Origin of the sequence: Amycolatopsis vastitatis (assembly GCF_002234595.1) — a bacterium.
GTDB classification, from domain to species: domain Bacteria; phylum Actinomycetota; class Actinomycetes; order Mycobacteriales; family Pseudonocardiaceae; genus Amycolatopsis; species Amycolatopsis vastitatis.
This window is the reverse complement of sequence record NZ_NMUL01000007.1, coordinates 23528-45252: the sequence shown is the minus strand read 5'-3', so window position 1 is coordinate 45252 and position 21725 is coordinate 23528. Positions and strand designations below refer to the sequence as shown.

Sequence of the window (21725 nt, the reverse complement as noted above, 5' to 3'; positions counted from 1 at the left end):
GTCTTGCGCGTGTGCTGCCGGTCAGGCGGCGGGAGTCAGGTCCTCTCCGGTGAGGCGATCTCCTCCCCGGCGGCGGTGTCGGCGGGCTCGTAGTAGTACGGGTCCCAGGTGGCGGGGTCGCCGGTGACGGTCAGCAGCTCGCTGGTGCGGCGGTTGCGGACCACCTCACCCGGCACGAACCCTGCCGTTCGCGGGCCGGGCGCGCGGCGGTCGACGGCTTCGATCCAGCACACCGCCGACGCGGCGACCTGGACCAGCTCCGCCCGCAACCGAGCAGGGTCGGTTTCGGCGAGGGCTTCGAAGGCTTCTTCGGTGAGGATCTGCGCGAAGGTCACCTCTCCGCGGGACAGCGCGCGGTCGGTGGCCTGACGGGCGGCGTCGGTGGCCTCGCTGATGTTGGAGGCGAGCCGGACGGGGTTGTCGCGCTCGGGGCCGGTGCCGTCGGGGTGGTCCTGGCGGCCGTCCTGGCGGGCGCGTTCGGCCAGAACCTCAGCCAGCACAGAAACGGTGCGGTAGGTGGGCGTGGAGTGGCTGGTGGGCATGGGATGGCTCGCTTTCGAGCAGCGGGCACGAGAAGGGCTGGGCACGCCTGATGCCCAGCCCTGTCTGTGTCCTGTGTGGTGAGTGCTGATTCGGATCATGAACCGAACAGGTTCGGTCAGTCCTCGGCTGGCGGCATGAGGTCGTCCAGCCGCGGGTTGGGGCCGTAGCGGGCGCGTAGCTCCGCTCCCGCCGCCCGACGGTTCTCTCAGGCGAGTCCGCGGCGCTTTTGCTCGGCTCGGATCTCGTCGTAAGTCCGTGACGGGATCAGCGGGTCCCGCAGCGCCTGGGCGAGGTCGTCCGCGCTGGCATTGCCCACGCCGGCGGCTTGCACGCGATCCATGGCGCCGGCGTCGCGTGGGCGCTCGATCCGCATGACGTGCTGGTCGTCCCCGCCGACATGGACCGCCGCGGCGTGATCCTCGGCTCGCAGGGCCTTGCGGTTGTCCTCCGGCACCATGTGGACGTTGGGGTCGTTGTGGTTCATGTCCCGCAGGACCCGGGTCACCTCGGCATGGTCGACGTCCCCAAGCTCCTTTCGGAGGTCCACGAGACCGACCCATCCGCCTTCCTCCCGGGCCAGCTTGGCCACGGCGTCCCGCACACGGTCCTCGGTCGAACGCGCTGGGGCCACCGCGACAACCGGGGCGCGCTGTTCCTGCCAACCTTCGCGCAGGCCGGCGAACTTGTTGCGGGCGCCGATCGCCTGTTGCAGGACACGCTGCTGCAACTTCGTTTTGCTCAATCGGTCCACCCGCGTCAGCCCCAGCTCGCCCGCGACAGCAAGCAGGGCGTCCCGGTCGAGCTGCTGATCCTTCAGGTAGTCGGCGCCTTGTTCCGTGGTCGCCGTCTCACGCAGACGCGCAGCCACAGCCGCTGCCGTCGACGGTTCGACGGCGGGTAGCTCGTCGTGCACGCTGGCGGGATCAGCGCTCCCGCTGGGAGCCTGCTCGGCTGCGGGCACGGCCGGTTCCACTCGCGCTGGGCCGCCTCCACCGCTGCCGCTGGTGGCGGGCGGCCGGTTGCCCTTGCCCAGGGATGACCCTCGCCCGCCCATCAGCGGTCACCGCCGTCCCAGCGCGAGGGGTAGCACCGCACCGGCGTCCCGGCCTGGACCTGCTCGGTGGGCGGCTTGCCGTGCACCAGCACCAGCGCGGGGGCGAGCTGGTGAAGCATTTCGGCGTACCCGGCGACGAACAGCTCGCGGGCGACCGGGTCGCGCCACACCCCGACCGTGGACACCGCGACCACCGAGCCGGCCGGGATTCCGGCGAAGGCGAAGGGGTAGGAGTCCGGGGTGGACCAGCTGATCGTGGGGACGACGGTGACGCCGTGATGGTGCAGCCAGGCGCCGCACCAGCGGGAGCGGTAGACCTGCCAGCACTGCATCACCAGCGGCATGTCCCGGTACAGGCTGAAGTCCGGCGTCAAAGCGGCGCCGACCGACCGGCAGCGGGACAGGCCACGCTCCGGTTTGGACCACACGACCTCGAACCGGTAGTCGTCAAGGAAGAAGTGCACCGCCGAGCCGGGCCCGGCGGTGCGGGCGGCGTGCCGGTCGGTGTAGGCGACCAACCGAGCAGGCTCGAACGTCGCCCGCGGCAGCAGCGGGATTCCCCACGCGTTGTCGGCAGGCCACAGGGCACGGCAGTTGAGCTTGTCGAAGTTGCCGGGCGTGCTCGTCCAGCGGTGGCTGCTGCGGGTTCCGCCCAGCCCCAGCTGAGGCGCGGATCTCGCGGGCGTGTCGGTGGTGGTGAGGGTCATCGGTTTCCTCCTCGGGGTCCGGGACGCGGCCGGCGCGGGGTCGCCGGCCGCGTCGAGGGTGGGTTGGTTGATCAGCTCGCGGCCTGTTGCCAGAGCGTCGGTGCGGTGCATGAGCTGCACAGCGGTCCGGTTTTGCGGCGGCGGTCCGCCCGGGGTCGGCTTGTGGGCCGGTACGCTCCCCAGCCCCAGCGGCAGCGTTCTTCCGGGACGCCGTTGGCGCGCGCTTCCGCGGCCAACGTGTCGATGCGAGCGGCGGTGTCGGGGAACCACTGGCGGATCTGCTCGAGTTCGTCTTGTTCGGCGAAGCTGCCGCACAGGCATTCGCCGGACATGTGCAGCAGATCCGACACCTGGTTGCGGGGCGTGTCGGGGTGCAGGTGTCGGTAGGTGTTGAGGTCGAGCGTGGTCCACAACGCCAGCGGCGACACCCAGATCACCGAGCGGTCGCGCTCGTGCAGTGGCACCCGGACGCGGCGTTTGGATTCCGCGCGGCGCCGGCCCGCAAGGAACACCACCCGTTGGCGATGCGGTCGTGTCACCAGCTCGCGCCGCACCTGCCGGAGGGCGCGTTCCTTGAGGCGTTGGTACATGCGCAAGTGTTGGGCTGGTCCGGGGAACCCGTGCTCCAGGACGTAGCTGCGGTAGTCCGACCCGGCCGGCGGGTGCCGCTCCAGCAGCGGCAGGCCCCACGCGGCGGCGGTGTCGCGGACGAACTGACGGGTCTCCTCGATCCCGATTCCGGTGTTGGCGTGCACGGCGTGGGTGGCGAGTGGCCGCATGAGGTGCGCCAGCACGTTGGAGTCGTTGCCTCCCGACCAGAGCAGGCAGGTGCCGACGATGGTGTGCCGGTCGGTGTGCGTGGCGAGCGCGTCGGTGAGGATCTGGTGTGCCTGCTCGATCAGGACGCGCACGCGTTGCTTGCGCTGGTTCCAGGTGAGTTCGGCGACCAGTTCCACCGGGGTGGGGGTGTCGGTGCCCGGGTGCATCGGGTCCCCGGCCCACGAGTCGAGCGCGAACAGTGGCGTACTCATCAGCTCACATCCGTTCGGCTGGGGGACGTCGGGAGTGCGGCGTGGCCGGCGGCGTCGAAGGTCGGTTCGCCGATCACGTAGTCGTGCAAGTAGGAGTCCGGGGCGAGGCCGGCGCGGTAGAGGCAGGCTTCGCAGGTGCGGTGCGCCCGCGGGAGCTCCGCCCAGCCGCGCTCGCCGCACTCGCGGCAGGTGCGGCGGGCGGCCATCGCCCGCTCGAGTGCGGCGGCGCGGGCCGGGGTCATCGGCCGGACCGGTTTCGCGTCGGCGATCAGGTACAGGTTGGCGTGCACGATCTTGGCGGCCTTGCGGCAGCGGAAGTACAGGAACGCCACCGGGTCCTGCCCGCCTGGGCGCTTGCCCAGGGCGCGCAGCTGGCGGCGCGTCGCGAGCAGGTTGCGCGGTGCGGTGTTGTGCGAGAGCAGGGGTTTGCCGTGCCAGCGGCCCCGGATGAACTCCAGATCTTCCGACCAGGCCACCGCGGCGAGCACCCACGGATACCGGCGTGCCATGGGTTCGTCTCCTCCCTGTATTGGCGCAGGAAAGGCCGGGCACCACGCGGTGCCCGGCCCTATGTCCGATGTGGTCAGTAGTACTGGCGGGAGCAGTCGGAGCAGGTCCAATAGCCGCCGGGGTGGGCGGCCCAGCCCTCCTCGCGGGGCCAGGTCGGCAATGTGATCGCGGGTGCCAGCTCGACCAGCAGCGTGTCGGCCGCGTTTGGCTGCGCGGCCGGTCGGGCTCGTGGGCCATATCCCAAGGTCAAGCGCCCGTCAGGGGTGCTGGCGGTTCCCGGACTCACGTGAGAGGGGGCCGCGCGTCAGGTTCAGACCGCCGGCGCAGGGCTGCTGTCTTCGCCCGGGTCTCCGCCGGTCTCGTCCGGTTCGCCGCGGGGTCGCAGGGCGTAGAGCGGTACCAGCTGGTCGACGGCACGGATCTTGCGGCGTCGGCCGTCGACGAAGGAGATGTCGAAGTCGACCACGCCGAGCCAGTCTCCGCGGCTGGTCGGACACCAGCCGTGCAGCAGTCCGTGGACTTCGCCGGTGAAGTCGAGCCCGTCGTCGATCACGTGATGCGGCGCGCCCTTGATCCGCACGAAGATCGCGTCCAACCGGACCCACACTGGGGTGAGGATCTTCGAACCGGCCGTGCAGGCTGTCGCCGTACCAGCGGGTGTAGGGAGTGTCCACGATGCTCGCGCCCTCGTGCGACGGCTACGCGGTCGCGAGACTGGCGCCGGTCACCACGGCGACCACTTCGGCCGGGTTGAGCGCCGGGTCGTACAGCAGAGTTCCGACGACGTGGGCGATTCGGCGGCGTCGGTGCTGCTGGGTGTCGGTCAGCGGCACATCCGTGGGCTTACCGGTGCGAACGGCGTTTACGGCCTTGGTGATCAGGATCGCTTCCTGGCGGCTGACGCCCAGCTCGGCGGCCGCGGCGAAGATCCGGGCGGCCGCGTCCTGGGCCGTGAGGGACGACGTCGTCGGGTTGGTCATGGTTGTGCTCCTTCCGGCTCGCGGCCGGGCGGTTTGGTCAGGTAGAGCGGTGGGGGCGGTGCCGGCCCGCACTTCCCTGCGAGTCAGCACCGCCGCGCCAGACTCTACCTCTCAGTCGAACCTTTGTTCGACTGTCTTGTATGTCACGCCGCTCGTATTCGTCACCCCTTGTCGTCAGGCCCTGGGGGCACGCTCGACTCAACCACCGACTGTCCCCGGGCCAGCACCCACGGATACCGGCGGGCCCTGGACGTTCACCTCCGTTCGCGGATCGGGGTGGGGGTTCGGTCAGCCCCCGGCGCCGCCAGCGGATGACGACCGTTGGCACGGGGCAGACGTAGTGGTGATTCGGGCCGCGGTAATAGCCGATCCACCAGTCGGCGAAGTCGAAGTAGAGACTCATGACGTCCTCGGAGTTCGGTGTGTCCGATGTGGTCAGTGGTACTGGCGGGAGCAGTCGGGGCAGGTCCAGTAGCCGCCGGGGTGGGCGGCCCAGTCCTCCTCGCGGGCCAGGATGGCGATGTCGTCACGGGTCCCGAGGGCTTGCCACTCGTCTCCGGCCCAGTCCACGAGCCAGGACGTGTCACCGCACTGGATCGAGGCGCAGCGCAGGCCCCAGCCCGGTCCGCGGTGCTCGCGGCAGATTTCCGCGTCGGGGTGCAGGTGCAGCGCGCCGTCGGGCGTGGTGACGGCGTCTTCGGCGAGTTCGGCGGCGGCCTCGAAGGTGTCGAACGCTTCGGCGGAGACCATGCCGCGGTGGCGGATGCGGTAGCGCGGCGGCCACTCCCGCCACGAGGTGCGGGCGTAAACCAGCGGCCGGTGATCCTCGCGGGCCTCCCACAGCTCGTAGAACAGCCGGGTGTGCGCCTCCTTGGCGGCCGGGTCGTCGAGGATCGCTGGGACGGGTTGGGTCCAGTCCACGCCGCGCCCGCCGAGCCACTGGAGGGCTTCGCGGGTGTGCAGATGCGACGCGGGCAGCGACACCCGGGTGCCGGTGGCGGCGTGGGTGACGCACCAGTCGCCGGTGTAGCGCAGCGGCGTACCCGCCGCGTAGGGCGTCAGCAGCAGCCCGGGCACGTCGGTGCTCTGCCCGACCATCGGGGCCAGGCCGTTGTGGAACGGGGTGGCCAGCTCGACCAACAGCGTGTCGGCGGCGGGGATCGGGGTGCGCGGCCGGTCGGGCACCGTGCCGACTGGCGCGGTGGCGGGTTCGGTGGTGGTCATGGCGAGGATCCCTTTCCGGGTCGGTGAGTGAGGCGGCGGGGTGTCGGTCACCGCAGTGGCTGGATGGCGTCGGGGAATTCGGTCCACGTGGCCATCCAGCTCGCGCCCGCCCGCTTTCGGGGTTCGGCCGCCCCACTGCTTGAACAGGAACGGCACGCCCGCGGCGACGCACCGGTCACGGAGTGCGCGTGCCCACCCGGGGGCCATCGGCCGGGCGCCGTGCCCGGACTCGCCGCCGACGACCACCCAGTCCAGGCGCGGCAGCGGCCGCGGGTTGTTCATCGCCGTGACCTGTCCGTCGTTCCAGCGGACGTGGTCCAGGTTGCCGAGTAGCGCGTCGACCGGGCCCTCACGCGTGTCGAGGTTCCCCAGGTTGATCGGCCCGAGCAGCGGTTCGGCGGAGATCCACCGCACCGCGGCCGGGGTATCGAGCAGTGCCGGGATCCTGATGGCAGCCCGCTTCTGGTCCTCGGTGGACACGCCGAGCCACACGTTCGGCAGCGGCCACGAGACCGGGCCCACCCACATCAGGTCGTGCCGACGGAACACCGCCGTGCCTGGTCCGGCCCACGGCTCCGCGGCGCCCTGCTCGCCCCACTTGGTGAGGAGTGATCGCATCCTCGCGTGCCGCTTGGTCAAGATCTGGTAGGTGTGCTGCGGTGTCCTGGCCATGACTTCGAACACCGAGCCGATGAACTCGTCCGGCACGTCGTCGTGGAACAGGTCGGACATGCTGTTCACGAACACGCGGCGCGGCTTCCGCCACCGCAGCGGCAGGTCGAGCTTCCCCGGCCTCAGCTGGACGTCGAATCCGCGCTCGAAGTGGTGGCCGTCGACGCCGCGCCACCGCTCCGCGAAGGTGCGGGCATAGCAGTGATCGCAACCCGGCGAGACCTCGGTGCACCCGGTGACCGGGTTCCAGGTCGCGTCCGTCCATTCGATCGTGGTGCTCTGGCTCATGGGTCAGGGGTCCTTCCTGGTTCAGGCGGCGGTGCGGCGGGCGGTGATCCAGTCCTGCACCCGCGCCCACGACTCGCTGGTACGGGCACGGATCTGGTCCGGGGTCAGCGGGTCGGTGGTGGCCACGGCCCGGCGGGCGGCGAGTTCGGCATACGTCGGCGCGGAGGCGATTGCTCGCCAGTCGGCGGCGGCAGCCACGGCGTTCGAGGTGTCGCGGGTGGCGCGGCGGCGGTCCCACTCGGCGAGCAGTTCGGCCACGTGCGGGCTGGTGGCGAACAGCCGCCAGTGGCCGGCGTCGGCGACCAGGGCCCGATACTCGAGCCACGGGATCGTGACGACGGTGGGCACTGCGAGCGCGTCCGGCGGTCCGCCGCCGACGTGGGTGTGCTCGTCCATGCGCGGGTCCTCCTTCGGTGGTCAGTGGCGGGGGCGGTTCTGGCGGCAGCGGTGGCACACCCGCTGGCGCATCCGGTTGCGGGCACCGCACGAGCGGCAGCACCACCGCAGCCGCGGCGAGGGAGTGGAGGTGATGGTGGTCATGAGACGGCGCTCCTCCCCGGCATCTGATGCCGGGCTCGGGTGCAGGATGATGGCGCCCCTCACCCACCCGACTGCTACTGTGAGTAGTTGTCGGCAGGGCGGTAGGGGTACCGATCTACGCGTCAGCGGGGTGTGGCGGACGGATGAGTCCGCGAATGAGCTGCGAATGAGTTCGACCTCATCGGGATGAGTTACTCATTCCGGGATGAGTTGGGCTTCTACCAGCGAAAATGAGTCGAAATGAGCGGAATGAGGGGGATGCGTCGGCCCGCCGCCGTACCCGCAGGACCCCGGATTTGCGATCTGCGGGTCCGGCGGCGGCGCCTCATTCGTCGAGGTTGCTGTCCCGGCTGGCGATCGCCGCGGCGATCCTCACCGGGTCGACCAGGAACTTACGGTCGGTAGTCGGGACCTTGTAACCCGCGCCGGCCAGAGCCGCCGTGACGGTCTCCAGCCTCCAGTCCTGGTAGATGTTCCAGCGGTCCCGCATGGCCTCCGCCACCGCGGCAGCGCGGGGGTGAGGTTCCCCTTCCCGCGGGGGCAGTGCTTGCGTGACGACGAGGATGTCGGCCAACTCGTCCCGCTCGGCTTCACGCTGCGCGGCGGCCACGATGGCGCCGCCGCGCAGCTCCAGCGCCCGCGTGACCAGCATTTTCTGTTCGTCCTTGGTCAGCGACCCGGTGAGGGACACCGGATACGGCCTACCAGCCGTGCCGTTTGATCAGTCCGGCGCCGTCCCCGCCGCGTCTCGACACCCTTCAATCTGCCGAAGCGCCGTGGACCAACTCGCCATCTTTCAGGGACCAACTAGGGGGCCAAATGTGGCCACCTTTGACATTCGTGACTACAACGTCTTCAAACGATATTCCTTCACCGATAAGCACTCCGTCGAACGTTGCGCGGGCTCCAAACTTTACCCCTTCGAAGTTCACTGGCCCAACAAACGAAGCATTTGAAAAAACTGCTCTCCGCCGAAAGAATGTATCTCCAAAATCGACCCAGTCCAGAAATTTCGCACCCTTGAATCTTGCATCACCGAGAAATTTCGTTGATAGAAAGCCTGTCGGCCTCTTGAACTGCGCATCCTCAAAATCTATGGACGATGCAGCCTCAGCGTAAACAAACCGCAAGGATTCATCGAATCTTGCGCCCCTAAACGAGACGGTGTCTGCAAAACTCGCACCACTAAAAAAAGCGCTCGTGTGAAATCTTGCTTCAGCAAAACTGGCTTCATCAGTGAAGGTGGCGCGATCAAAATCTGCTACGTTTTCAAATGCAGTCCCACTAAATCCTGCCATCCGGTAAAACGTTGCACCTTCGAAATCCCCTTCGGCAAGTTGACAGTTCGATAGACTAAATTCAACCAAGGAAGCGTCTCTCAGGTCGAGGCTGATACTAGACCAGAATGCGTCTTTGTCCTCTGGCGTTAAATGTCTTCTCAGAATCTGCTGCGCCGTCCTGCGAACGTCCAACTCAAGTCGACGAGCAGCAATTTCTTGCTCGTCTATTAACTGCTCGCCAGATTCGACCTTATTTTGAGATTCAGAGTAATCTTCAATCGGAACTTCCCAAGGATATCTCCTGGCCTCCCGACTTCCAGGCGGCGGCCGATATGGCCCACGCAAGTAAGCGCAAATCCGATCAACCACAGTCTGTCGCAGGTCGACATGGATCTGAGCAAGGCGTTCGAGGTCAGTAAGACCTCCAATGCGGACCGCCGCTTTATCATTGCCCAATTGCTCACTAGCCTTTGCGGAGAGTTCGTTGATTTCTCTCGCTTCATCTGCTGCCAACAGACGATAGTGCTCCCGCTGCCCCAACCGGAGTCTTTCTACCGTGACGAGCGCAGCCAAAATGGCGAGAACGGCGGCTGCGCTCTTCCAACCCGCATCGAAGGCATCTCGATGCTCAGCCCGAGTATCGCCCCAGAGCAGCGCGGCGACAGCAGAACCGACGGTCACGCTCAACGGAAGCGCAACCCCAACCCACCACCACGAGAACGGACGGGGAGTAAGCTCGGTCCGCGCACCACGCAACAGCAGTCGCACACCCGCGGCCACGCATCCGCCCGCGGTGACAGCTAAGAGCAGCAGGACCACGCGTGCACGCACCCACCTGCCCAATGTCGACCAGTCCACCCAATCGAATCCGACGGCCATTGCGGCCAAGAGTGCCACCGCACCGATCGCTAACAATCCGAGGCCACGTCGCCGCGCCGCAGGCATCTCCCGCTTCATCACACACTATTAATCGTTCACGCCCAGGTCTGTGCTACGCCGCTGTCACCTGCCGGTCGGCCTGACTACCAGACCGCACGTCACCCTCAGTTAACAAGCCTGGAAGGCTAGCCGTGCCAGCCCCGTTGCCTGACCAGCTTTCTGACGATGACAGCAGGCTCCTGCGGACTGCTACAGTCAGACGGGTAGAGCATCTGACCAGGCGTTTCGTGGCCGTCAAGTGCCTGGGGTCAACGGAGCGCAGTTGTGCTCAAGGTTTCTTTTCTCCGTCAAGGCAGCCCCTCCGTCCGTGGGCCGCGACGCTATCGGCCGGCACGCACGGGGCCTGCCTCCGGCACCCACGCGACCGACCGGCGGCTGCAAGCATCGGGCTCTCGCCGGTCTATGGCTCGCTCCCATATCCCCCGGATCGGCCCCCACCTGGCTCGCTCAACAGCAAGGCGGAGTCCTACTAGGTCGCCCCATATTCCGGCTGCCGAGGCAACTCCTGGCGTACCCCACGCCCAATGCGTGTCCAACGATCGGCTCCAGCACAGCTCGCATGGAACGTTTCCACAGGTAGAGGCAAATTTATATGGTCGAGCGCTCTTAACCCTCCGGAGGCAAGTGTCTGCGGCTGCGCGCCCGACGGTAGGCTTCAGATAGTCGCTGAGCTGAACTCGATCTCCGACTGGATGCTGTCGTTTCAAGCTGTCTCTTGCTCGCTTGCCTGCACCGTATTGCTGATCAGCGCAGTTCGACTGGTCACGGCATTGAAGGGCAAGGTGGTCAAGATCAGGCTGACGATGAGTCTCCGGGCCTCAGCGAAGGTGATTGCGCCGGCCATAGGCTCCCAGGTTGGAGTGCTGTGGAGTATCGCAAGGTCGGGTTGAGCTCAGCGGCTCCAAGCCTCCCACCCCCAAGGTGGAACATCGCCGAACCGTAATACAGGTCAGAAGGCGGCACTTTCCCAGCCTGCCCGACGCTCACCTGGACTTAGAGCACATGTTCGACCTTGGCGAGTTGGTGCAGATCACGGCCGCCACTCGTCGCGGTAGCCGGAGCGGTCCGCGTACGGGAGGGCGAGACGCTGGATCACCGACCAGATCAGCCGGCACTGCATCTCGACGGCGGGGTTGGTCGCGGCCTCGCTGCACTTCTGCTCGTAGTAGTCCAGGACGTGCTCCGCGCTCCGCGCCGCCCGCGTGTCACCGGTCGCGACCTGGGCGCGCAGCCAGGTGGTCAGCTCACCGATCGGGCGGCCCTCGTCGTCGTACTAGACGACGTCGCGCGTCGGCACGTGCCCATCCTCGGCGCCCGCGGCCGGCACCGTCGGGTTCGTCCACGTCCCGGATCCTGCCAGGGTGTTCCGCGCGGCGCTGCTTGCTCAACGCGGTCACCACTCCACGATCAGGTGACCTTGGCCGCGTTACCAGCGAGCCGAGCACGCCGCTGCGGGCCGGGCGCGGCGTCCGGGCAGCGGCGTAACGGCGGCGCAGCTCTCCCCTCCTGTGCTGGGCGACGAGTACCCGAACCGGACTGCCATTAAGGCCGCGTACGGCGGAAACGGTGTCGCCGGGATTGTTCGCTTCCCCGGCGAGGACATCGTCAACGCCTTCTCCGACGAGAACGGCCCCTACGCCGATGAACCCCCCGATGCGGTGAAGCCGTTTGAGTACCGCGGCGATGGTCGGGCTGGGCACCAGCAGCTGGTGCGAGGCAACAAGCTGTTGGACCAGGCACGATGCCAACACCACGCTGTTCGGTTCTGGTACCGCCCCGCCGGCGCGGCGTTCAGGTTCGTGACCTGGGTTGCAGTCCTTGACCGCGCCCAGGTGTGGGCGCCCGACGATTCCGGGCAGCTGCGCCTCGAGTACTCGTTCCTGATAATGGCAGTACCGAGTCCAGATTCGGCAACGTGGCCGCACCACATTTTTGACCTCATCGACGACCTCGAGATCCTCGACGACCCGCCACCCCACCCAACGTCGTCGCCCGCAGCCGACGGCACGAATAACACGACGTATCAGGACTACCTGCAGGAATTGGGCGAGACACCCAACAGCACCGAGCCGGGATCTCCGCCGACGAAGAAGGCACGTAACCACTACCAGCGCAACCGCAAGGCACGCGACGCCGTGCTGCTCCGCGCCGCGAACAGCTGCGAGAACGATCGCTGCACCGGCATGCCCGCAGACACCACCAGCGACGGCTCCGCAATCCTTGAGGTCGATCACGTCGACGACCTCGCCCTCGGCGGCCCGGATCACCCCAGCCGCATGATCGCCCTATGCCCGAACTGCCACGCAACCAAAACCCGCGGCCGCCACCGCGGAGCTCTCAAGCGCCACCTCCGGATACGAGCTGCCGAGCTCCACCAGCAGGCTCTCAGCACAAGATGAGGTCACCCTCGCCCCGCTACAAACTTTCGAATGATAGAATTGCGAGGCGCCCACCTACCGCGATCCACACCTCCTCGAAGGCGGATCTAGTACGCCATTCGCGCAGGAATAACACCTCGAACCCCGCCGCGCGGCTCAGGCGTATCTCCAATGCGACGCGGAATAAGGTGGATGTGAGCATGTAGCACTGTCTGCCCTGCGGCGCGACCGGAATTGAATCCGACGTTAAACCCTTCAATACTCGAATCATTGGCCATCATTTTTTCGCGGAGATCGCGAATCATTCTCCATACTTGCAAAGACTCGTCGGACGTCAAATCAAATGGACTGACCACATGCCTCCTCGGGACGACCAACTTATGGCCGAACGAGACCGGGTACGCGTCGTCAATTACGGCAATAAGGCCATTCGTCGACACTTGCTCAGTAATTGCACAGAAACGGCACGACTGAACACCTTGGGACGCACTTAGCTCTACCGGCGGCGGTACCAAGGCCCCAGTCCCTTCACCACTCCCGTGCGCAATGATTCGTAGCCGGAATCAATATCTTGCTCAAATTGCTTCGGGAAATACTCGAATTCCGCATTCGGCACGAAGGGCTCTCCCGAAACCGCCCTATCCAGCATATAATAATGTCCAAGAAACTTGGAGAATGAGACCGGTATTGGGCCGCTACAGAGTCCAGATTTAGATTCCAACACGCCGGAGATTTTCCTGTTTATTGCAACTATCTGCTTAGCTATAGCAAGCCTTCCCGCGTCCGCTAAGATCGAGTTCACGTCCTCAAGCAAATGTTTACCATCTGACGAACCTCCCTTTAGCTGATTTGCGAGAACGGCGTCCTGCGCCAAAAGAAGCTTGATTGGTGCATATAACTCGTTGAGCTGCCTTGTGGCAAATTCCACCCTATAGCGACGACTTTCTCTCCGCCCAACCAGCGCGGTAGTCGCGAGGGTAATCAGAGCTGCAGTCACCCCCACCAGGAGTGTTGCTTGTGCCGCCGACAAGTTGATCACAGCGTTGGACGCCTCAACAGGGGCTACCGACGGAGGCGTCGACGGAGGCGGCTGAGCCGAAGCCGAAGCAACGATGAAGGTCACCATAGGGCAGACGATAGCTCGCACCACCGACACGATCGCTCCAGCCAGACTTCAGCCACCATTTGCTACGCAAAGTAGCTACTCCGATGCAACAGGTCACAGCTTAAGGCCAGCTCCGTGACGGCAGACCCCAGCTCTCGCTCGCGTGTTGATAGGTCCTCAGGCCGTCGAGGACCAGGCTGCAGCGGCGGCCACGATGGCCTGCTACCCCCAATACACCCCCAAGGCGCCCCCTGACGGAGCCTTTGTGGAGGCCAAGGCCTAGGTTTCAAGATCCGTTCAAAAGCCGTCCAGCATCGCCGTACGGTGAGCCTCAGCACGGCCCGCTGCCTGACCAACTGCCTGACGATGACCGAGGACTCCAGCGGACGTTTACGGACGTCAGCAGACTGCTACAGTCAGGCAGATAGCGGCTTTGACCAGCACTTTTACGCCTGTTAAGTGCCTGGGGGTCAAGGGGTCGCAGGTTCGAATCCTGTCAGCCCGACCGGATCGAAGAGTCGCTTGGCCTGGGTGTAAGCCCAGGTCAGGCGGCTTTCTTGCGCTTGCTCTTGATCTTGCAGTTGATCATGCCCGGGGTCCTTGAGGACCAGGTCAAGTTTGGGGCGCGTCCAGCGCACTTGACCGCTGCCGATGCGGCGCAAGGGCACCTCCTCGGGTGCCGCGTCCCCTATGTCGATGCTCTGCACGCCTTCGGCGAGACAATGGCCGATTTCCTCGCGCTCGTCCTCTTCCAACAGCCGTGCCAGCGCGAGAACCGTGGCCGATCACGCCCGCCGTCTGTCCTCCACCCGGGCGCGTCGCAGCTCCAGGCGCTCCCCAGCTCGACTCGCGACATCGCGCCCTCGTCCCGAACCTGGTGTGTCGCGGGTGATGCTTTCCGGCGCGAGGCGATCGCGGCCCGAGGTGAGGAACGGCGCGTGTGCTGCTGTCGCCGTCAACGATCGATGTAGTACGTCACCTCGCCTCTTGGCGAAATGTCGATGACCGCCACCGTCCGCGCACCCGATTCGAGCGTGTACTCATACTTCACGGCGACCACGAACGGATACCGTCCGGCTTTGGACCCCTTGACCGGCCGATACTTGACGTACTGGCTGACTTTGACCGGAGTCCCCGCCTTCACGTTCAAGCGCCCAGTCTGCTTCGCTCCGACACGCGCGAAGCCCTCGGTATGGCCGCTGGCCAGGAGGTTGGCGGCCACATGCGGGCCGTAGGCGACCCCGGCGAGGGTCTCGTCGCCGAGTATCGGGCCGAATGCGTGCATTCGCGCCATCCCCTGCAGCTTCGGGTCGTCGGTCAGTGAACCGATCGTCGGCAGTACTTTGTCCATCTCCGAATCCGGCATTCGATCGACCTCGGGGCCGGTGACCCCTTCGGCCACGGTGCACTCGTCCCACACTCCGCCGGGCACCTCCGGGTAGACCTTGGTGATGCGGGCGATCCGTTGGCCGGCTCTCCGGCTCCCGGGTGCCGCGGACAGCTTGACCGGCGCTGCCTGTCTTTCGGCCGCTTCGACGGCTGCCGTCCGCGCACGGGCGATCTCGCCGAGCACGATATCCGGGGCCTTCTCGAGAGCCTGTGCGTCCAGGCCGCTGGGCACTGTCACCGGTTTGGCCGGCAGCGGAGGAGGCTTCGTCACGAGCCCGCCACTCGCGGTCCGCCAACTCGGGCTACCGGCGATACCGGCTTTCTTCGGATCCGGTCTTTTCGCGGGGACCGGTGTACCGGGAAGATCGGGGAAGAACGATTCTCCCCCGATCACCGGTGACGTCTTGGAGCCGTCATGGAAGAACACCCAGGTCCCTCCCGGCGCTGACGCGGTCGAGACGATCAGCGTGGAGCCGTTTTCGGCGGAGAACATCGCTTTCGCATCGGCAAGCAGCCGGCGTCGCCGTTCTGCTGCACCAGGAGACAGCTTGACGAGTTCCTGCCGCAGAGCGTCGACAAGCTGCTGTCGCTCGGCGGCACTCAGGGCCTCGACAGCGCGGCCGGCCAGCTTCTTCTCGGCGATCACGACGAGGCGAGCGGAGTCACCGGCCGAAACCGCCGAACCAGCGCCCTCCAGTGCCCGCTCGAGAGCGGCGTGGTCGACTACCGTACGCACGGCGACCGGGACGCTCACCTCGGGGTGGGCGTGGGGCAGTTCACCCCCGGCGTGCAGCGGCGGTTCCGGGCCGGCCTTGGGCGGCGGTACGTGGGTGTGCGTTACTGCCTCTTCCGCCGCATTCTCCAATTTTCCCACGAAGCTGGTCATTTTCGTCCGCTTTCCCCGGGGAGCAGTTGCAGTCGACGCAACTCGCGCTCGACCGCGGCGGCGTTCGCGGACACCAGAAGGCCGGCCAGGTTGGCGGAGTGCTCCCCCACGGTCAACACTGTCCTGACCCGGGTGGCCGCGATCACGCGGCTCGTCGGGCGAAGCACGGTTTTGGCGAGCAGCTTTCCGATCACCGGCAGAGCGACGTCCGCGGTCAGGGACAAGACGTTGCAGATGAGCCCGGTCGCGTCGGGCTCAGGCACGTCGTAGCGACGCGCCTGGTGCCCGAGCGCTTGATTGGCGACCGTCTCGGTTGCGTACTTCTGGGCTTCTTCCAGCGTCTGGATCGCCGTGATGGCGACCATGGCCACGAGCGCCAACTGGCCGACGACCGGGATCAGGGTGAGCACTCCGAACCCGATCGACGCCCAGCCGATCATCCTGTCGATGTCTTCGGCTTCCGCGCGGCTCCGTTCTTGGGCGGCCATCGCCGCGTAGAGGGAGTCGATACCGACGGCATAGCCGTGGTCGCCGGGCCGGTAGCTCTGCAGTTCCAGCGCGGACTGGACCAGGAACCGGTGTTTCCACAGTGGATGCAGCCGGCCCAGGACTTCGGCGGGCGAGTCGTCCCAGTACCGCTCGACGGCCGATCTGGCCGCTTCCATCGCGCGGTCGGCGCCCGACAGGACACCGTCCCGGTACTTCGGCTGGCTCTGGCGCAGATCCTTGAACGCTCGCACCACTTCTCCCTGGATGACCTCGTCGAGGCGAGTTTCGTTCCCGGGGTCGGCCGCCCACCGCGCGATGTCGGCCGGCGCTTCGCCTTCCAGCTCCTTCAACAGCCTCGGCGCGGTCGTGATCAGCGCCGGGTACAGTTCCGCCGCGAACTTCAATCTTTGTGTGTACGGTCCCAGCGCCGATTCCTCGAACTGGCGGCGCGCGGTGGGGGCGTTCGGCGGAATCGTGAAGTTCCACCGCTTGACGGCGCGACGCAACGTGTCCAGTTCCGCGACCAAGGATCTGAGCTTCCGATACCTGGTGTGGCTTTCGCCGTCCGGTGGGACGGAAGGGTGACCTTCCTGGTCGACGTCGAACCCGAACTTGCCCGGCTGCCCCTCGACCGTCGCCAGGGTCAGGTCATGCTCGAACACCTGGCGGGCAGCCGAGTCGAGCGCCTCCAGACAGGCGATCGACTCGGCTCGCAGCGAGGTGATGTGCCGTTCGAGGATCCGAAGCGCTTCGGATGCCCGGATCGCCTCTTCACGGGGCGCGTCTTGCACGCGATTCCCCAAGGCACGGCTGAACTCACGCACCAGTGCCTCCCCGCCGACGCGGTGCAAGGTGTCGGCCACGTCGGCGATCCCCGCTTCGCTGACTTCGACCGGGATGGATCGGTGTTCGGCGAACGCGACCGCCAGATCGACGGTCAGTCGCCCGGCCTCGGGTTCTCCGGGCTGCCGGGGTGCTTCGCCGGGCAACTGCACGACGAAGTCGGCTGTCTCCGCCATGACTACACCTCGTCGTCGCCGAGAAGTGGGTCCGGTGGCTCGTGCGGTGGCTTCCCGAGCCGGCCCATCGTGTTCAACGGCAGTCCGGCGGCCTTGTCGTCCAGCCACTGCAACGTCGTCGGCAAGGCGACCTCCCAGCTGTCGCAGGGTTCTCCGTCCGACGGCGGCATCAGCTGGTCACGAATCTCCCGAGCCACCGAAAGGAACATCGGCCGGCCGGGGACCGGGGCGCACGAACCGCCGAGCCACGGCTGCCGATAGGTGAGCCAGTGCAGCACCGCGGTACCGAACCCGACCCGAGCCGGAACGACGACCCGGATCGACCCGGCCCGCAGGAAGCTGCCCAGCGCCGGGTCGGCCGTCTCGAGATCCACCAGCTCCGGCCAACGGCCGCGGCCTGCCCAGTAGTACGGGTAGGCGACCCACGCGAGGTTGGACCATTCCAGCGCCTGCTCGAGAAACTGGATTGTGGGGGCGGAGCTCAGCGCTGCGGGGACGTCGATGTCCGGAGTGTTGTCGTGCGCCGGGGGTACCGCCCTGGCCGGGACGGCATTCCTGCCTTGGAAAGGAGATTCGCCGAGCAGCCACGTGATGACGTGCCGGCGCACCTCGTTCTGCACCATCTCCGCATTGCGAAGCGGAGAACGTTCAGCCAGCTCGGCGGGATTTCCGGTCATGGCCTGCTCGGCACGCCACTCGCGGAGCCAGGCGTCGTAGGCGGCTCGCACCGCGTCGTAGACGTCCCGCACCCAGACGGCTTTGGCCTGCTCGGTGAGCTCGCACTTCAGTTCGATGCCGACGTTGCCGGCCCAGGCGCCGACCAGGCACACCGAGATCGGCAGTTTCACGACGACCGGGTCGGCGAGCCTCTGCTCCGCGCCGGTGTGGTGCAGGTGTCCGTCCATGTACTGCACGAGGTAGTCGGGCGAGCCGGAAGACATGATGCTGTTCGGGCCGCTTCCCGGACCGGCCTGGCTGTCGTAGACCATCTGGTCGCCGGCGGCCACGGTCGCGGTGATCGTGTGCAGGTTCTCCTGCCGGTCATAGTTCGCGGACTCCGACATCTCCCGTTTCCACATCGCGTGGAACGGGGTCACTTCGATGTTGGTTTTGACAGTGGCCACCGCGTACCCGGGAGGCACCGCCACTTCCACGGATTGGGTGAGCACCGGCGGGTTCCAGTAGTCGGCGGTCGGTGCGGTGCCGGGGTCCTTGGCCATCAGCGCGATCGCCGCGGACGTCCCGACCACCGGCTGCGGCGGCTCCGGCAAACCGGTCGCCCCGTACTTGGCGGCCAGTGCCAGGTAGTTTTCTCCGGTGAGGCCCTCGGCGGGGAGTGCGAATTCCGGGGGTTTGCCGACGGAGCCGGCTCGGGCGGGAACGCTCTTCAGCTGCTTCAGCAGATAGCGGCCCGGCTCCGGCACCTCGAACTCCAGCTGCAACCGGTCCGGGTAGCGCCAGATCTGAAACCGGTCCACTCGCGCCACCCACCGGTACACGCCCCGGACGTGGTCCCCGGACGTGTTGTCGAGCTTGTGCCGTTCACGCAGCTCGGTCCGCGTCAGCGTCCTGCGCGTCCGTTCCTGCCGGGTCTGGGTCTCGATCTTCGACGCGGCTCGCGCGATGGCCTTCTTGGCGATTTGCGTGGTCCGGTCGGTCGAGTCCTTCAGCGAAAAGTCGGCGGTGAACCCGGCGGACACGTCGAGGCTCACCGAACTGTACTGCGCGGATACATCGACTTGCCCCTTCGTGCCGATCGCCAAGTCGAGTTCCCGCTTGCTCTGCTCGGTGAAATTCGACTCGTCCGACATCTCCGCTGACGTTTCGGTGGTGGAATCGGTCGACGAGGTGGTCGTTTCGACCAGCTCGGACTCGTCGATGCGGATGAATCGGCTGTCGTGGTGCTCACCGGTCATCACGTTGCGGATCTCGGCGATCTCGTCCGCCACGTATCCACGCCACTCCTTGCGGACGACGAACAGGTCGCTGGTCGTCGCGCGCCGCACCAGCTTCACCTGATCCTCCGGCAGGACCGCCGGGAAAGGCGGGTCCGGCAGCAGCGGCGTACGGCGCGCCAGCAGCTTCGAGATCTCCCCCGTGGTCAGCGGCCGCCGGTGGAAGGACCGGCGCTCGACCATTCCGGCGACCAGCAGCAGCCGGTTGAGGCGCTGCGCGAGCTCGGCTTCTTGCGGAAGCAGCAGTGCCGCGGCCAACGAATCCAGCAGCCGCGACCAGGTCATCCCGAACAGCCTGTACAGAACGCTCCGGGACTCCAGCGGCAGCGGCCTCGGTTCGACTTCGCCGTCGTGATCGGCGTCGTCGTCCACGGGCGACTGTGGCGCGGCGGCACGGAGCCACTCGTCGAGTTCCGGCGGCTCCGGCTCGTTGTCCTGGGCGACCAGCCATCGGTCAAGTCGATCGAGCACCGACAAGCCGGGCTGACCGGGGATCGGAACGGGCGGGCCGCCATCCTCCCCCGGCATGGTGGCGGCCGGGTCGACACCGCCGCGCAGCGCCAGCACCGTGACCGCAGTGGGGCGCCGCAGAAAAGCCTCGGCCAGTGCAGGCGCCTGGCCGGCCGGATTCTCGTTGTTCGCGACGAGTTCGCGCAGCTGCGGGACGAATTCCGTGCCGCCCCACTGCCAGCGCTGGACATGGGTACGGATGTCCGGATCCACCTCCGACCATTCAGTGGCCAACGTCGAGTCGTCGGCTGCCTCGGTTCGGCGCGGTGCGCGCAACGCCCGCAACGCGTAGATGTCCGTCATGCCGGCCCCTCCAGGATCGTGTATCAGCGATGCAGCCGACCTCGGATGTCGGCGCGACGTTGGTGAGGGTGCGGAAACCCGCGCCGAGATACATCCGCGTCCCGCGGCCGGCTACGGAAACGACGGCGTATCCGGGACGCACCGGCCGCCTCATCCTCTTGTCGCGCCACTCCGGGTGGGCGACGTCATCCACACGAGGAGGGGAAATGCCTGATGATCGCGCGAAGGCGCTCGACGACCTGTTCGATCGCCAACGGCGCTACGTGAAGGATCCGTGGTCGGTGTACCCGATTTTCCTGAGGCCCTGTTCGGTGAAGATCCTCATGGTGACCGACCAGGGTGGGACTTTCGGGATCGGGAACTTCGGGCTCAAGGCGCTGCTGGACACGCTCGCCGTGCCGCCCGGCCCGTGGGTTCGCTTCGACGTGACCAAGGCCCATCGTCGCTCCGATGCGAGTGCGGATCTGCAGCAGTTCCGGTTCGACGCGCACGACCTTTCGGGTTACGACCAGATCTGGCTCTTCGGCGTGGAACGGGCCGGATCCGAGATCACCGAGACGGAGCTGAGGGACATCGCCCGGTTCATGGACGACGGGGGCGGGGTTTTCGCGACCGGCGATCACGAAGATCTCGGCGTCGCGCTGTGCGGCAGGGTTCCGCGGGTGCGGTCGATGCGGAAGTGGTATTGGCCGGATCCCGGGCCCAACGGTGAGCCGGTCGCACCGAAAACCGACGGTCCGAACCGGCTGGACACCCTGAGCCCCGGCAACGATCCCGGGGTCCAGTTCGACGACCAGTCCGACGATGTTCCGCAGCGCATCACGCCGCGGCTGTACTCGGCCTGGCCGTGGAGCCCGTACTTCCACCGCGCTTATCCGCATCCTCTGCTGTGCGGCCCCCGCGGGATCATCCGCGTCCTCCCGGACCACCCGCACGAGGGCGAGTGCTACGAGCCGGCAGATCTGTCGGCGACCTTCACCTTCGACGGCTACCAGACCACCGAGTATCCGGGCAGCGTCGCTCCGGAGGTCATCGCGTGGTCGAACATCCATTTCGGACGAACAGCGGCCGACGTCAAGGGCGTCCTGAACCCGCGGACGTTCGGCGCCATCGGCGCGTTCGACGGGCACCGCGATGCGGTCGGGCGGGTGGTGGTCGACGCGACCTGGCACCACTTCTTCGACATCAACCTCGTCGGCGAACTCGGGAACCCCGACCCGGTCAAGCAGGTCGGGTTCGCCGCGACGGCGGCCGGGCACGCCGCCTACCAGGACATCCAGGCCTACTACCGCAACATCGCCGTCTGGCTCGCCCGCACGACGACCCAGCGGTGCATGTGGTGGCGAGCAGTCTGGTGGACGCGGTGGCACCACCGGATCGCGATGGACCTCCGGCCGCCGTACCTGGCCGGGGCCACCTCGCTGGACCTCGGTGAGCTGATCCGGATCGGCGGTGAGGCCAGGGACGTCCTCGGGCTCGTCGCGTCCCGGTGCACGGTTCTGCGGTGGCTCCTCTAGGAGGTGCTCCGGCCGCGGTTCCCGCACATCTGGAAGGAGCTCGTCGCGGTGCTCGACCCGTGGCATCCCCGGCCGCCGTTGCCCGACCCGCCGCCCGGCCGTTTCGGGCAGCCGGATCCGGACCTCGCGCTCGGCCTGCACGGCGAGGTGCTGGTCGACGCAGTGCTCGGAGCCGCCGTCTACGGCATCGCGGCGAAGTTCGGCGAACCGGGCGAACGGGCTCGTTCGGAGGCCGAAGAGACCGATTTCGGTGAAGTGATCGCGGATCACGTCGAGCACGCGGTCCGGCTGGCCGCCCGGCACGCCCTCGGCGAGGCGGAGGAGCTGCGGAAATTCGGGGGGTCTCTGCGCGCGCCGGAATAAGCCGCAGCCCCGAGGCCGGCCCGGTCGGCACCGGGCCGGCCGC

Annotated in this window: 22 protein-coding genes; 3 read left to right on the top strand and 19 right to left on the bottom strand. The window is 67.0% G+C overall.

Features of this window, described 5'->3' with window-relative positions:
- Positions 1–35 precede the first annotated feature (35 nt).
- From CF165_RS07395 to CF165_RS53775, 13 genes are all read right to left on the bottom strand, one after another.
- Entirely contained in the window at positions 36–542 is a 507-nt protein-coding gene (locus tag CF165_RS07395) for a hypothetical protein (protein ID WP_205660794.1), read from the bottom strand.
- 206 nt (positions 543–748) lie between these two features.
- On the bottom strand, positions 749–1504 hold the full coding sequence (locus CF165_RS52480) for a hypothetical protein (protein ID WP_240521487.1): 756 nt from the start codon (positions 1502–1504) through the stop codon (positions 749–751).
- Positions 1505–1596: 92 nt separating this feature from the next.
- Complete coding sequence (locus tag CF165_RS07385; RefSeq protein WP_158226742.1) at positions 1597–2304, bottom strand: DUF4417 domain-containing protein; 708 nt, start codon at positions 2302–2304, stop codon at positions 1597–1599.
- A 71-nt stretch (positions 2305–2375) separates the two neighbouring features.
- Positions 2376–3335, bottom strand: coding sequence for a phosphoadenosine phosphosulfate reductase family protein (locus tag CF165_RS07380; protein WP_093946677.1), 960 nt, complete (start codon positions 3333–3335; stop codon positions 2376–2378).
- On the bottom strand, positions 3335–3844 hold the full coding sequence (locus tag CF165_RS07375; protein ID WP_093946676.1) for an RRQRL motif-containing zinc-binding protein: 510 nt from the start codon (positions 3842–3844) through the stop codon (positions 3335–3337). The genes CF165_RS07380 and CF165_RS07375 overlap by 1 nt, the downstream gene beginning before the upstream one ends.
- Positions 3845–4155: 311 nt before the next feature.
- On the bottom strand, positions 4156–4452 hold the full coding sequence (locus tag CF165_RS07370) for a hypothetical protein (RefSeq protein ID WP_093946675.1): 297 nt from the start codon (positions 4450–4452) through the stop codon (positions 4156–4158).
- A gap of 91 nt (positions 4453–4543) precedes the next feature.
- Complete coding sequence (locus tag CF165_RS07365) at positions 4544–4825, bottom strand: hypothetical protein (RefSeq protein WP_093946674.1); 282 nt, start codon at positions 4823–4825, stop codon at positions 4544–4546.
- 435 nt (positions 4826–5260) lie between these two features.
- Complete coding sequence (locus tag CF165_RS52025; protein WP_205660793.1) at positions 5261–7009, bottom strand: DUF5131 family protein; 1749 nt, start codon at positions 7007–7009, stop codon at positions 5261–5263.
- A 21-nt stretch (positions 7010–7030) separates the two neighbouring features.
- Complete coding sequence (locus CF165_RS07355) at positions 7031–7405, bottom strand: hypothetical protein (RefSeq protein WP_093946673.1); 375 nt, start codon at positions 7403–7405, stop codon at positions 7031–7033.
- A 21-nt stretch (positions 7406–7426) separates the two neighbouring features.
- Positions 7427–7549, bottom strand: a complete 123-nt coding sequence (locus tag CF165_RS53380) for a hypothetical protein (protein WP_276209721.1) — start codon at positions 7547–7549, stop codon at positions 7427–7429.
- Positions 7550–7874: 325 nt separating this feature from the next.
- A complete protein-coding gene (locus tag CF165_RS07350; protein ID WP_093946672.1) occupies positions 7875–8240 on the bottom strand; it encodes a hypothetical protein in 366 nt (121 codons plus the stop codon).
- A 67-nt stretch (positions 8241–8307) separates the two neighbouring features.
- Entirely contained in the window at positions 8308–9648 is a 1341-nt protein-coding gene (locus CF165_RS07345) for a pentapeptide repeat-containing protein (protein WP_158226741.1), read from the bottom strand.
- Between the two features lie 1150 nt (positions 9649–10798).
- Positions 10799–10942, bottom strand: coding sequence for a DUF6221 family protein (locus CF165_RS53775; RefSeq protein WP_369126858.1), 144 nt, complete (start codon positions 10940–10942; stop codon positions 10799–10801).
- A 334-nt stretch (positions 10943–11276) separates the two neighbouring features.
- Between CF165_RS53775 and CF165_RS51085 the strand changes: the two genes are divergently transcribed.
- Positions 11277–12167: an HNH endonuclease signature motif containing protein gene (locus tag CF165_RS51085; RefSeq protein ID WP_093946670.1), complete on the top strand. Its 891-nt coding sequence runs from the start codon at positions 11277–11279 to the stop codon at positions 12165–12167.
- 86 nt (positions 12168–12253) lie between these two features.
- Here the strand turns inward: CF165_RS51085 and CF165_RS53770 are convergent, their stop codons facing one another.
- The 6 genes from CF165_RS53770 to CF165_RS07315 all read right to left on the bottom strand — a co-directional run bounded on the left by CF165_RS53770 (position 12254) and on the right by CF165_RS07315 (position 19802).
- A complete protein-coding gene (locus CF165_RS53770) occupies positions 12254–12586 on the bottom strand; it encodes an HIT family protein (protein WP_093946669.1) in 333 nt (110 codons plus the stop codon).
- 56 nt (positions 12587–12642) lie between these two features.
- Entirely contained in the window at positions 12643–13272 is a 630-nt protein-coding gene (locus CF165_RS49980) for a hypothetical protein (protein ID WP_143268468.1), read from the bottom strand.
- A gap of 449 nt (positions 13273–13721) precedes the next feature.
- A complete protein-coding gene (locus CF165_RS49975; RefSeq protein ID WP_143268466.1) occupies positions 13722–14006 on the bottom strand; it encodes a hypothetical protein in 285 nt (94 codons plus the stop codon).
- Between the two features lie 200 nt (positions 14007–14206).
- Entirely contained in the window at positions 14207–15526 is a 1320-nt protein-coding gene (locus CF165_RS07325) for a hypothetical protein (protein WP_143268464.1), read from the bottom strand.
- Complete coding sequence (locus CF165_RS07320; RefSeq protein WP_093946666.1) at positions 15523–17034, bottom strand: hypothetical protein; 1512 nt, start codon at positions 17032–17034, stop codon at positions 15523–15525. Before CF165_RS07320 ends, CF165_RS07325 begins: the two co-directional genes overlap by 4 nt.
- A gap of 2 nt (positions 17035–17036) precedes the next feature.
- Entirely contained in the window at positions 17037–19802 is a 2766-nt protein-coding gene (locus CF165_RS07315; protein WP_093946665.1) for a hypothetical protein, read from the bottom strand.
- Positions 19803–20008: 206 nt separating this feature from the next.
- On the opposite strand from CF165_RS07315, the gene CF165_RS07310 reads away from it, so the two are divergent.
- On the top strand, positions 20009–21319 hold the full coding sequence (locus CF165_RS07310; protein ID WP_093946664.1) for a hypothetical protein: 1311 nt from the start codon (positions 20009–20011) through the stop codon (positions 21317–21319).
- 3 nt (positions 21320–21322) lie between these two features.
- Positions 21323–21682, top strand: a complete 360-nt coding sequence (locus tag CF165_RS07305; protein ID WP_093946663.1) for a hypothetical protein — start codon at positions 21323–21325, stop codon at positions 21680–21682.
- The last annotated feature ends 43 nt before the right edge of the window (positions 21683–21725 follow it).